Annotated in this window: 5 protein-coding genes; 2 read left to right on the top strand and 3 right to left on the bottom strand. The window is 52.6% G+C overall.

Annotated elements, in window-relative coordinates:
* Nucleotides 1-13: 13 nt before the first annotated feature.
* The 3 genes from EJL04_RS11895 to EJL04_RS11885 form a co-directional block, all read right to left on the bottom strand.
* On the bottom strand, nt 14-3,112 hold the full coding sequence (locus tag EJL04_RS11895; protein WP_021855842.1) for a SusC/RagA family TonB-linked outer membrane protein: 3,099 nt from the start codon (nt 3,110-3,112) through the stop codon (nt 14-16).
* Between the two features lie 1,597 nt (nt 3,113-4,709).
* The gene (locus tag EJL04_RS11890; protein ID WP_125105064.1) at nt 4,710-7,037 is read right to left on the bottom strand and encodes a glycoside hydrolase family 95 protein; all 2,328 of its coding nucleotides are present in this window, start codon (nt 7,035-7,037) and stop codon (nt 4,710-4,712) included.
* Nucleotides 7,038-7,437: 400 nt separating this feature from the next.
* On the bottom strand, nt 7,438-8,322 hold the full coding sequence (locus tag EJL04_RS11885; protein WP_125105063.1) for an AraC family transcriptional regulator: 885 nt from the start codon (nt 8,320-8,322) through the stop codon (nt 7,438-7,440).
* 326 nt (nt 8,323-8,648) lie between these two features.
* Between EJL04_RS11885 and EJL04_RS11880 the strand changes: the two genes are divergently transcribed.
* Nucleotides 8,649-10,019 carry a sugar porter family MFS transporter gene (locus EJL04_RS11880; protein ID WP_125105062.1) on the top strand — a complete coding sequence of 457 codons (1,371 nt, stop codon included), beginning with the start codon at nt 8,649-8,651 and terminating at the stop codon, nt 10,017-10,019.
* A 108-nt stretch (nt 10,020-10,127) separates the two neighbouring features.
* Nucleotides 10,128-13,406 (top strand): DUF5107 domain-containing protein, encoded by a 3,279-nt coding sequence (locus EJL04_RS11875; RefSeq protein ID WP_125105061.1) that lies wholly within the window; start codon nt 10,128-10,130, stop codon nt 13,404-13,406.
* Nucleotides 13,407-13,825: the final 419 nt, after the last annotated feature.

Genomic DNA, 13,825 nt, shown 5'->3' with positions numbered 1-13,825 from the left:
AATGGTGATAGTGTTAGAAACTGAAGTTTAATCCGATTGTGTACGACCTTGTAGGCGGATAGTTGTAGTCGCCAAGTTCCGGGTCGAAGCCCTTATAGTCGGTTATGGTGAAGAGGTTGCTTGCCGTGAAGTAGAGGCGGAGCGACTTCATGTGTATGCGCTTGAGCCAGTTGTCGGGCAGGTTGTATGCCAGGGTGAGCGTAGCCAGGCGCAGGTAAGACGAGTTCTGGATGTAGCGGTCTGTCTCCCATGCGTAGAACTTGTTGTAGCCCACGGTGTTTGTCATCACTCTTGGGAAGTAGGCGTCGGTGTTGCTCTCTGTCCAGTGGTCAGCCAGGTCGGTAGAAGCATAGCTCAGACCTACAGAGCTTACGAGGTTCTCATAGTAAGAGCTGATTCTGTGTCCGCCGAGCGAGTAGGTGAACACGGCGTTGAGCGAGAGTCCCTTCCATGTAAGGTCGGTAGAGAAGCCTCCGTAGATGTCGGGGTCGGTGTCGCCGTAAACGTAGCGGTCGTAAGAGTCGACCACGCCGTCGGGCTTGCCCTCAGGTCCGTCGATGTCGAGCACGAAGAGGTCGCCCAGTCCGATGGTGCGTCCGTTGAAGTCGACGTTCTCCCAGAGCTCGCGGTTGTTCTCGTTGGCAATGCCTCCGCACTTGTATGTGTAGATGTTGCTGAGCGACTCGCCTATGAAGATGTTGCCCGAGCGGTCGGTGCCGTTGAGTATCTCGTCAACGCCTGCATAGAGCTTCGTAACCTTGTTCTGGTCGTGCGACAGGTTGGCGCTGATGTTCCATGTGAAGTCCTTGGTGCGTATAGGTGTTGCGCCGATGGTGAGCTCGAATCCGTTGTTCTCCAGCTCTCCGATGTTCTCCACGGTGTAGGTGTAGCCCGATGTCTTGGGCAGCGAGTGAGACATGAGGAGGTTAGAGTTTCTGATCATGTAGTAGTCGAACGAGATGTTGAGCCTGTTGTCGAAGAATCCGAGGTCGGCTCCTATGTTGGTCTGCTTCTGCTTCTCCCATGTCAGTCCCGGTGTGCCGCGGCGGCCGTCGGTGCCGTAGAAGGCTTCGCCGTTGGATGCCTGCGGATAGTAGAGCGTGAGATACATGTAGTTGCTGATGTCCTGGTTACCCACAACTCCGTAGCCTCCGCGCAGCTTCAGGCGTGACAGATATGACTGCTGCGGGAAGAACTTCTCGTTGGTCATGTCCCATGCGAGCGAGAATGACGGCAGGAAGCCCCATCTGTTGCCTGCTGCAAACTTAGAAGATCCGTCGTAGCGTCCGGTCAAGGTTACGTAGTAGCGGTGGTCGTAGTTATAGTTTACGCGTCCTACGTATGACATGAGCGATGAGTTCTGCAGGTCAGACTCTATCTCGCGGTTCTCTCTGTCGGCAGAGCTGCCCAGCACGTTCCATCCGAGGTCGTTGCTTGCGAAGCGCTTGCCGCCTGCCTTAACCACATTATATATATATCTTGATGCCGATGTTCCGAGGAAGGCGTTCAGGTTGTGCACTCCGTCAATCTGTGTGTCGTAGCTGATGGTGTTGTCCCACTGCCACTGTGTCTCGCCGAAGCGCTGCTGTGTGGCGTAGGCGTCGCCGTTCTTGTGGCGTATAGACTCCTGTATGCCTGTAGGTATAAACTGGTTCCAGCTCTGCTCTGATCTGTTCAGGGCGAATGTAGAGCGTATGTTGAGTCCCTTTATCGGGTTGATGTTCACATAGTTGGCCGATGTGAAGTGATAGCGTGCGCGCTCTGTCTTTATCTCCATAGAGTTGAACGGGTTGAAGTCGTTGTTGTTCTCCTCTGTGTGCACGCGCCAGTAGAGAGTCAGATATTCTTCGTTGTGGCGTGTGGCGTCGTCCATGTAGGGAGTGTAGTCGATGAGCGGGTTCGACTTTTCGAGAGCCTTGTTATATACGTCGCCCGACGGCATGTCGTCGTGCATGTAGGTGTAAGATGTGTTTGTACCTATCTTCAGCCAGGGCTTTATCTGTGTCTCGGCGTTGATACGGCCGTAGTATTTGTCCTGCTTTGTGCCCTTCACGATACCTTCGAGTCCGCTGTATCCGAGGCTTACATATACGTTGCTGTTGTCGCTGCCCTTAGAGAAGCTCACGCTGTGGTTGTGCTCAACGCCTGTCTGCGTAACCTGCTTCAGCCAGTCGTATGTCTTGCCGCTGCGGTAGCCTGCAAACTCCTCGTCGGAGAACACTGTGTTAGAGCCCATGATCACGTTGTCCCAGTAAGCCTGCTTCTCCTCAGCCGTGGCGTTGGGGTTGTTGAAGGCGTATCCGTTGGCAAAGGCCTCGGCGCGCAGCTCGAATGTCTGCTGTGCGTTCATGGTCTCGGGGCGGTGGCCCATGGTAGAGAAGCTCACCCAGCCGTCGTAGCTCACTGTGCCTTCGCCCTTGCGAGCCTTCTTGGTTGTAACCACGATAACACCGTTGGCACCGCGCGAACCGTAGAGGGCTGTGGCCGAAGCGTCCTTGAGAACCTCGATAGACTCAACGTCGTTGATGTTGATAGAGTTGAAGAATCCGAACTGGTTGTCCATAACCAGACCGTCTACTACATATATAGGTGACGAGCCCGAGTTGATGGTGTTGGTACCGCGGATCTTTATCGACGAGTCGTCGCTCGGAGTGATACCCTTTGTGATGTTCACGCCGGCAACGCGTCCCTGCAGTGCCTCGTTGATGGTGGTCACGGGCTTCTCGGTCAGCACGTCGGCATCGACATGCGACACGGCTCCCGTAAGGTCGCTCTTCTTCATGAGCACACCCACTACGACAACGCCGTCGAGTGAGCTTTCTGATGCCTTGAGCACAATCTTCATGCTGCCCGATGCCGGCACCTTCACCTCGCGGGTGTCATATCCGATGTAAGACACAACAAGCGTCTGTCCGCTCTTTGCGTCGACTTTGAAGTTACCGTTGATGTCGGTAGGCATTCCCGTGGATGTGCCTTTCAGCTGCACTGACGCGCCGATGAGCGGCTCAGCGTTTTCATCCACCACTTGTCCTGTCACTGTTGTCTGGGCAAAGACTGCCTGCGTGCAGAACAATGCCAGGAGCATTAATAAAGTAGAAAGTTTCCTTTTCATGTTAATTAGTATTGATTATTAATTATTCTTAATTTTTTCTTTTCTCGGCTCAGCCTCATTATGCCGGCTGACGTCCGCTCTGGGTTAAACTTGGAAATGTTAATGTTTACATGATTTTCTCTGTTTTACTTTTTTACGGTATTAAATGATTCAAGGTTTTTATTTGTTATTAAATAAATTGTTCAGGCTGCTTTATCGCATTTTTCATTTTCAGCCATTTTGCCACAAATTTTCTGCTGCAAAAATATAATATATAGGGCGACGAAAATGGAGCAAATTTGGCAAAAATTAGCAAAAATGGCTCAAATTGGCCAAAAAGCGGGGGTTGAGGGGCGTTTTTTTGCATTTTCAGGTCTGTATGTATAAATAATTTAACAGATTAGGGCCAACAGCCTACGGCGGCAAAAATCATTGACGGCAATGGGGTTCTGGGGCTGCACGGCGACTGGACAGCCACAGCCTCGCCATCATATTTCTTTACAAAAACGCAGGACTAAATTGTGATTATATTGTCATCATGCACGGCTCTTCATATCTCTCTATTTTGCTGAAAACGGCAGCCGGAGGCAGCGGAAAAGGTAAAAAGTCAGGACAAAAATTTTTCTCAATCTGGAAAATCAATTCATAACGGATGTTAATTCAATAGACTCACAGATGCCAAATATTTAACATACATTCACCTTACGGCATCTTTCTCTGCCGCAAAATGATGCCTTTCGGGGCGCAAACGGGCTGTTTTTGCGCTGCAGAAGCATCTCTTCTGTGGCTTAAACCTATCGTTTTTGCACCTCAAACGGCACAGTAATGTTTTTTAACAATGGGCACGGCAGACCGCAGAACGGCTTAACGCCCTGCACATCAGGCGGTTAACACAGAAGTGCATTTTTGTGCAATTTTCAGCATCCAACCGCGGTTTCGCCACGGGCATGGCCATTCTGAGAGCGTCAAACGTAAATCATCGCGGCATCACGCTGCCCCAATTTTGCCATACATCAACGGCAGTTTTTGTTGAACATTCCGCCGGCTGCTGCGCCATACTGCTGGCGAAAAATGCTGACTGAAAACTACAAGACATCTGAAGGAAAGCAGCATGACGGCAGACTGAAATCTACAGAAAGGCTGAAGGAGAACAGCATGACGGCAGAATAAAAACATCTGCCTGCAGAGCAAAGATATATGCGGCATGAAGACCAGCCCGGGCAGAGCGGCGACAAACTCCCGAAGGAACGGGCATGCACGGCAGACGGACAGCAAGAGGCTGACAGGAGATATAAAAGAAGAGCGGCCTTCCGTCACCGGAAAGCCGCCCCTGTATATTACCCTGAATTGTGATTGCCCGATATTAATTAATAAAACAATTTATGGTAAAACTAAATCATGCAAATCTAAACTCAAACGTCAATAAACATATAATCATATAACATCAAAAGAAACTTTTTCTTATAGCAACCACACGGCCCGAAGGCCCCAACCTCTTTTTCGTTCGCGGCAGGAACATGCCGCTAATATAAAATCACTACACATTATATTTAAGACTAAAGACTTCGTATATCGTCATGTTTAAACAATATAAAATTCATAAAATTATATTATCAGGTCAGAAATTTATGAGTTTTTCCTCTCCTTTCTTCAGCCTGATCTTGCCGCTTATGCCCTTCACGCTGAAAGTGCAGTCGGCCGTGGCCTTTATGCGTGCCGACGTCATCTTGCCGTCGCGCCAGCTCATGTCCACCACGAGTCCGCCCTCGGCACACAGTCCGCTGACATGGCCCGTGCTCCACTGGCTTGGCAATGCCGGCAGAAACTCTATGAAGCCGTCGTAGCTCTGCAGCAGCATCTCGCACATTCCGGCAACGCTCGCCTCGGTGGCGTCGAAGCTGAATATGTCGTACTCTGCCATGGCAACTCCTGCCGGCGACACGGTCATTAGGTTCTCGCGGGTGAACTTTCTGAACAGGTTCTGCAGCCATCCGTAGGCAGCCGGCGCGTCTTTCATGCGGGCATAATAGCAAAGCATGTTGGCCGTGCTCCATTCGGTGTCTTCCCATCCCTTCTGTCCTGTCTGCATCTCGAGCCCCTTGCGCGCCGCTGCCATCAGGTCGGGATTGCGCGTATAGGATATCTGTCCGAAGGGAAAGAGCGTCAGCAGATGCGACGAGTGGCGGTGGGCAGGGTCGCTGCGGCGCACGTCGTCGAGCCATTCGCGCACCTGTCCGTCGCTGCCCGTCATCAGGGGCGGCAGCATCTTTATGTCGCGCTCAAGGCGGCGGCGCATGGCCTTGTCGGTGCCGAGTATCTTCGATGCCTCAATGCATGCCGAATATATGTCGTAAACCACGGCGCGGTCTACCGTAGGCATCATCGACAGGCTTAGGTGGTTGCCCTTCTCTGACACATATCCGTTCTCGGGCGATATGCTCGGTCCGGTTACGAGATAGCCCGTGCGCGGGTCTTTCACCATGTAGTCCATGAAGAACTCTGCCGTCCTTTTCAGCAGCGGATAGCCCGTGCGGCGCAGATAGTCGTTGTCGCGCGTGTAGAGATAGTGGCTCCACAGATGCGTGGCGAGCCATGCTCCGCCCGTTACGTTCATGCCCCAGCCTACGCCCCAGCCCGGCGATGTGTAGCCCCATGCGTTGCACACGGTGTGTGCCACCCATCCGCCGCAGCCGTACATCTTGCGCGCCGTCACGGCTCCGCTGTCGGCAAGCATGCTGATATAGCTGAACAGCGGCTCGTTGCATTCGGCCAGGTTGGCGCGGTTGGCAGCCCAGTAGTTCTGCTGTATGTTTATGTCGAGATGATAGTCGCACGTCCATGGCATGTTGCATGCCCCGTTGTCGTTCCATATTCCCTGCAGGTTGGCACACAGAGGCATGCCGCTCGGACGCGACGACGATATGAGCATGTAGCGTCCGTACTGAAAGAAGAGGGCGTCGAGCATAGGGTCGGATGCCCCTGCCTGCGCCAGCCTCAGGCGTGTGTCTGTGGGCAACTGGCTGCCTGCGCCCTCGCCCAGGGATATGTCCATGCGCCCGAAGAGCGCCGTATAGTCGGCCACGTGGGCATTTCTCAGCGCTCCGTAGCCCTTGTCTGCGGCCTTGTCAACAGTGGCAGCGCATAGCTGCATGTAGTCTTTGTTGTTATAGTCGGTGCGCACATCTATTATAATGGTGAGCGCATCGGCTCCCTCTATGGTTACAGTGGTGTCTGTCGTGCTTACTGTTCCGCCCTCGGGCAGCAGTCTCACCTCGCCGCAGAAGCTCACTCCGCCCGCTCCGTGCAGCGGAAAGTCTACCTTGCCCGCCAGCGTCAGCCCGTCTTTCGTGGCCTTCACGCCGGCCTTGCGCAGCAGGTTAAGACCGAACGTTGCCGTTATTGCTCCCTTGCGGCTGGCAGTGTAGCGCATGGCAATCACGTCGTCGGGATAGTCGGCTATGTATTCCCTGCGGTAGTCTGTGTCGCCGCAGCTGAACGTAACGGCCACCACCGAGCTGTCCATGTCGATGCTCCTGCGGTAGTTGCGTATCTGTCCGCACGGATATCTGAAGTCGGCCACCATGTCGCCGAGCGGCAGATGAGTGCCGAAGGAGCGGCCCAGTCCGTTGAGATATTTGTTGCCCAGCTCGTTGCCGCGCTCCGGGTCGCCGTTGAAGAAGCAGCGTCGCATCTCGTCGAGCTTATCCTTTCCGCATATGTCGTTGTTAGATGCGTCGGGCTTTCCCGACCACAAGCTGATCTCGCCGAGGGCTATCCTCTCGCGGGCTATGCCTCCGTAGACCATAGCCGACAGGCGGCCGTTGCCCGCAGGCATGGCTTCCATCCATTCGCCGGCCGGCTGCTGATACCATAATATATTGTCGGCCCTGACCTGCAGGGCAGCAGTCATAATAAAGGCTAATATGAATGTTATTCTTGATGTCATTTTCAAAGTATCGGTTTAAGTTACAATTTTACGGCTGCAAAATTAGCAAACATCGCAATACTATACGGAAACAAAATATTCAGAAAATATAAATTTTACGCCAAAAGGAGCGAAATAGGCCAATAACAAGAAGTTAGAGCTATGATGTAAGAAACAAGAAGTATAAATTACTAATTATGAAATCTTAAATTAGGAATTATGTATTGTGAATACGAAGTTGGGCATCAGCCAATTATTAAACGAGGTTCGGCGTCAGCTAATTGTTAATTATGAATCATGAATTATAAATTGTGAATGCGAAGTTCGGCATCAGCCAATTATGAATTACCCCCAAAGAAATCTCTCCCCTGTCAATTTTTACTTTTTACTTTTTAATTTTTAATTTAAAAAATCCCGCCCTCTACGCCTTCGGCTTCGTGCGGTAGGCGCGCGGACTCATGCCCATTATCTTGCTGAAAAGGCGGGAGAAATAATATGGGTCGTCTATGCCGAGCTTGTGGCATATCTGGTTCATGCGCATCTGCGTGGTGTCGAGCAGCAGGCAGGCACGCTGAATTTTAAGCAGGTTGATGTAGTTGAGCGGACTGTGCCCCGTCTTTGCCTTGAACAGCATGGAGAAATGCGACGCCGAATAGCCCGTGAAATCAGCCACCTCCTGCAGCGTCATGTGGCGCTCTATGTTCTCTTTCATATAATGTATGGCGGCCTCAACCACGTTGCCTTCGTCTATCTTCTCGCCCACGCTGCGGTATTGGTGAACATAGCGGAGCGAGGCCAGATAGTGGTGAAAGAGCGACATGGCGTAGCGGATGCTCTCTATGCTGTAGCCCGAATTGAGCGTCTCAAACAGCTCCTCAAACATGTTTATGCGGTTGCTTATGCGCGAGTGTATGCCGGGATTCACCGACGTGGGAGCTATAGCGTCGGCGGCATAATAGGGGGCGAGCATGCCCTTGAAGTGAATCCAGTAGATTGTCCACGGATCTTCGGCGTCGGCCTGATATCTGTGGGGCACTCCGGCGGGCAGGATAAAATACTGATTGGCAGCCACTTCGTAGCTGTTGCCGCCCACCTCGTAGCTTCCGCGGCCGTCGATGCAATAGATAAACACATACTGGTCTATGGGTTCGCGGCGCTCGCGGTAGTGGTTTTCTGCCTTTGGATAATAGCCTATGTCGGTTACGTAGAGCACAGACACAATGGCGTCGGCTGCCATCATGTCGGTAACCATCTTGGGCAGCACAAGCGAGCGCTCGCCCGAAAATCCGCTTTTTATTCTCAACATTGTTTTAAATGGTAAAAGACTGTGATGCAAATATACTGAAAACAATAATAATATTGTCCATTTTATTCTTATTTTTTTCTATTTTTTATGTCGGCGGATGTGCGTAACTTTGCGGTGTTAAACAACATAGGCGGCCACGGCTGCCTAATGTACAAATAATAAGATAATAAAAAAACACCGTTTAAAGGCTGCGGCACACATGACAAGACACAAGCTGCAGACCATGATAAAACGGCATGACGAGCGCGCCGCGGGCAACAAGCAAGGCCGTAAGGCGGCGTGAAAGGAAAGAGAAAAAACGTAAAACTATAAACCATAAGTAACCCATGAAAACATTCAACAAAGGTTTTGTATATTTTATCTGCATCGTTTCGGCCATGGGCGGACTGCTGTTCGGCTACGACTGGGTGGTGATTGGCGGCGCAAAGCCGTTCTACGAAGTGTATTTCAACATTGCCGACGACCCCGGCATGCAGGGTCTTGCCATGAGCATAGCCCTCGTGGGATGCCTCACGGGAGCCATGACCGCCGGCAGTCTTGCCGACCGTTTCGGCCGCAAAAAGCTGCTCATCGCCTCGTCGGTGGTGTTCCTTTTGTCTGCCTTCGGCACGGGATATTTCAGCCATTTCAGCTATTTTCTGGCGGCGCGCTTCCTCAGCGGCGTGGGCATAGGCATGGCTTCGGGCCTCTCGCCAATGTATATAGCCGAGGTGGCACCGTCGCACATACGCGGCAAACTGGTGTCGCTCAACCAGTTGACGATAGTGATAGGCATCCTGGCGGCACAGATAACCAACTGGCTGATAGCCGAACCCGTGGTGATGAACACCATTGACACGTGGAACTGTCAGACGGGATGGCGCTGGATGTTCTGGGCGGGAGCCTTCCCGGCGCTGGCCTTCCTCATCCTTGTGTTCTTCATTCCCGAGAGTCCGCGCTGGCTTGCCATGAAGGGCAATGACAATGATGCGCGCGCCATTCTTGCACGCATAGGCGGCAGCAGCTATGCCGACGAGGAGCTGAAGGCAATATCTGCCGCAGCTCATGCCGACAGCTCGCAGCACGGACTGCGCACGCTGTTCAGCCGTCCGCTCACAAGCATCGTCATCATCGGCATCGTGGTGGCCGTTTTTCAGCAGTGGAGCGGCACCAACGTGATATTCAACTACGCCCAGGAGATATTCCAGTCGGCAGGCTATTCGCTCAGCGACGTGCTGTTCAACATCGTCGTAACGGGCGTAACCAACGTTATATTCACCATCGTAGCCATATTCACCGTCGAGCGTCTTGGCCGCCGCCGTCTCATGCTCATAGGCTCGTGCGGTCTCGCATTGATATATCTTGTGCTGGGCACGTGCTATTATTTCGAGATTAAGGGCATCATCATGGTGGCGCTCGTTGTTATGGCCATTGCCTGCTATGCCATGACTCTCGGTCCGGTTACGTGGGTGCTTATAGCCGAACTGTTTCCGAGTCGCGTCAGGGCTGTTGCCGTGGGCACATGCACCTTTGCGCTGTGGACGGGCAGCACCACGCTTACCTACACCTTTCCGCTGCTCAACAGCTCGCTCGGCAGCTACGGCACGTTCTGGATTTATGCAGCAATATGCGCCGCAGGCTTCGTCTACTTCATGCGCATGCTGCCCGAAACTAAGGGAAAATCGCTCGAAGAGATTGAGAAGGAACTTACAAAATAATGCCGCATAACAATAATAACAGCCCATTGATGACGGCATCAGACAATGCTGCCCGTCAGCAATGATATAAAGAAAAAAAGAAAAATAACATATAAAAGAGTTTTTAAAATGGTAAAAGCATGGAGAGAAAAGGTGGTGATACCTACCTATGAGGTGGGCACACCCGAGAAAAATCCGATATTCCTTGAAAAGAGAGTATATCAGGGTTCGAGCGGAGTGGTTTATCCCTACCCCGTGATCGAGTCGATTTCCGACGAGAAAACCGACAAGGAATATGAGGTTGTCTTCATTGAGAACGAATATATAAAGGTGATGATTCTGCCCGAACTGGGCGGACGCGTGCAGATGGCTTACGACAAGATACGCCGGCGACACTTTATCTACTACAACCACGTGATAAAGCCGGCACTGGTGGGTCTGGCAGGCCCCTGGATTTCGGGAGGCATAGAGTTCAACTGGCCGCAGCATCACCGCCCCAGCACCTTCATGCCCGTTGACACCGCCATTGAGCACAACAGCGACGGCAGCGTAACGGTGTGGGTGAGCGAAATAGAGCGCATGTTCCATCAGAAGGGTATGGCAGGATTCACTCTGAGGCTGGGGCATGCTTATCTTGAAATAAAGGGCGCAGTGTATAACCGCACCGACGTGCCGCAGACGTTCCTGTGGTGGGCCAACCCTGCCGTAGCCGTTAATGACCATTACCAGAGTGTGTTCCCGCCCGACATCAACGCGGTGTTCGACCACGGCAAGCGCGCCGTAAGCTCGTTCCCGATAGCAACGGGCACATATTACAAGATGGACTATTCGGCGGGAGTTGACATCTCTAACTATAAGAACATCTTTGTGCCTACGAGCTATATGGCCGTTAACAGCAAGTATGACTTTGAGGGCGGCTACGAGAACGACACAAAGGCCGGAATGCTGCACGTGGCAAACCATCACATCTCGCCCGGAAAGAAGCAGTGGACATGGGGCAACGGCGACTTCGGACGCGCGTGGGACCGCAACCTTACCGATACCGACGGCCCTTACATTGAGCTTATGGCAGGTGTCTACACCGAAAATCAGCCCGACTTCACATGGCTTCAGCCCTATGAGGAGAAGTCGTTTGTGCAGTATTTTCTGCCCTACCGCGAGCTTGGCATTGTTAAGAACGCCACTAAAGACCTGCTGATGAACATCGATCAGGACGGCAAGTCGGGCAAAGTGAACTTCAAGATATTTGCCACGTCGGAGCAGCATGTATTCGTTGAGCTGCGCAACGACGACGGAACGGTTTATTACAGCAAGGAAGTTACGATAACGCCTGAGAACATAATGGAGGAGAATGTGGACGTGAAGGGCGCCAAGCTCAGTCAGCTCAACCTCAACATAACAGCCGGAGGACGCACGCTGCTGACATGGCACAGCGAGCCCGACGAGGTTAAGCCAATACCCGACGCTGCCGAAGCAGCCCTGCTGCCCGAGGAGATAAAGACCACGGAGCAGCTCTATCTGACAGGTCTGCACCTTGAGCAATACCGCCACGCCACATACAACCCCGTTGACTACTACGAAGAGGCTCTGCGCCGCGACCCGCTTGACGTGAGAAACAACAACGCCCTCGGCCTGTGGTACATCCGCAAGGGGCGCTTTGAGCGTGCCGAGAAGTATCTGCGCACGGCTGTCAGGGTGCTGATGAAGCGCAACCCCAACCCATACGACGGCGAACCGATATACAACCTCGGACTGGCGCTGAAGTATCAGGGCCGCACAGACGAGGCTTACGACCAGTTCTACAAGTCGACATGGAACGGCGCATGGCAGGATGCGGGCTATTTTGCCTGCGCACAAATATCTCTGATGTGCAACCGTCTGGACGACGCCTTGGACGAAATAGACCGCTCGCTGATACGCAACTGGCACAACCACAAGGCGCGCGCGCTGAAAGCTACCCTACTGCGCAAGGCGGGACGCAACGACGAGGCTCTGAAACTGATTGAGGAGTCGCTCGGGATTGACAGATTCAACTACGGCTGTCTGTTTGAGAAATATCTCATAACGGGCGACGACGACACACTGCAGCTGCTGAAGACGATGATGAGACGATGCGCCAACAACTACGACGAGATAGCGCTCGACTACTGCGCGGCAGGCTGCACGTGCGAGGCGCTGAAGCTGTGGAATATAGCAATAGAAGAGGGAGCATTGACGCCTATGACATATTATTATATGGGCTGGTGCAACGCCGCAACCGACGCCGAAGCAGCCAAAGAGCTGTTTGCCAAGGCCGAGATATATCCTTCTGACTACTGCTTCCCCAACCGTCTTGAAGCCGTGCTCGCGCTCAACTGCGCCATGGCACATCTGCCCCGGGCAGCCAAAGCACCTTATTATCTGGGTTGCCTCTACTACGACAAGCGGCAGTATGACCTTGCAATAAAGGCATGGGAAAGATCGGCTGCAGCCGACGACAAGTTCCCCACGGTGTGGCGCAATCTTGCCCTGGCGGCATTCAACAAGCAGGGCGACAAGGACAAGGCAGTGAGACTAATGGAGAAGGCTTTTGCGCTTGACGACACCGACGCCCGCGTGCTAATGGAGCTCGACCAGCTGTATAAATGCATGCGCCGTCCTCACGCCGAGCGTCTCACACTGCTCAGAAAATACGGCAACCTCGTTGCCAAACGCGACGACCTGCTGCTCGAGGAGATAACCCTGCTCAACCAGACAGGACAGTATGAGGAGGCAAAGACCAAGCTCGACGCCCACATATTCCACCCCTGGGAGGGCGGCGAAGGCAAGGTGCCGGCACAATATCAGTTTGCACGCGTGGAACTGGCAAAGAAGGCCATAGCCGAAGGGCGCTATGCCGATGCCGTGAGCCTGTTCGAAGAGTGCCTTGTATATCCTCATCATCTCGGCGAAGGCAAGCTGTACGGAGCGCAGGACAACGACTTCTACTATCTGATGGGCGTGGCATACGACGCCATGAACCAGACCGACAAGGCGCGCCAATGCTGGCTGAAGGCAACCGAAGGACCTACAGAGCCTGCCGCAGCGCTCTACTATAACGACGCAAAGCCCGACAAGATATTCTATCAGGGCATGGCGCTGCTCAAACTGGGCCGCACGGGCGAGGCCAACGGCCGTTTCCACAAGTTGGTCAACTATGGCGAGAAGCATCTCTTCGACAAGGTAAGGATGGACTATTTCGCCGTCTCCCTGCCCGACCTCTTGATATGGGAAGACGACCTTCAGGTGCGCAACGAGATTCACTGCAAATACATGATGGCACTGGGCTACTGCGGACTCGGCAACAAGGACAAGAGCATGCGCTATCTTGGCGAGGCCGAAGCCCTGGACATCAATCATCAGGGAATACAGGCATTCAAGACTTTATAATTAATTTGTCTGTTGTTAACAAAACATGTTTTAATTACAGATGCGGCGGGGCTGTGACAGTTCTGCCGCATTTTTTATGCCGTCATGAAGTGAGCCGCCTGCAGTGCTGCTGATAAGGCATCGGTATACGGCTCGACATAAGGCGGCATATTGCAAGACGAAACGCGGCTTTTAACACGCCGGAAAGCCACGTTTTGCGAGCTAAAATGCCATGTTTTACATTGTAATTAAAACAGAAAAGTTTTGTGTCAGTCAGTAATTTTTATATATACCTAATAAGCATTTTGTCAGAGTAACAGACGCTTTTGCTTACATATTTTAAAGCTATAAATACACGTAGGCAAAGATCCTTACCGCAAAGCAACAAAAAAACGCGCCCCGAAAGCCTATGGCAGGGGCGCGCTCCACGGTTGAAAACA

It is taken from the genome of Prevotella marseillensis (assembly GCF_900625065.1).
GTDB classification, from domain to species: Bacteria; Bacteroidota; Bacteroidia; order Bacteroidales; family Bacteroidaceae; genus Prevotella; species Prevotella rara.
Note: the sequence above shows the minus strand (reverse complement) of the source record. Positions and strands in the feature narration are given on the sequence as shown.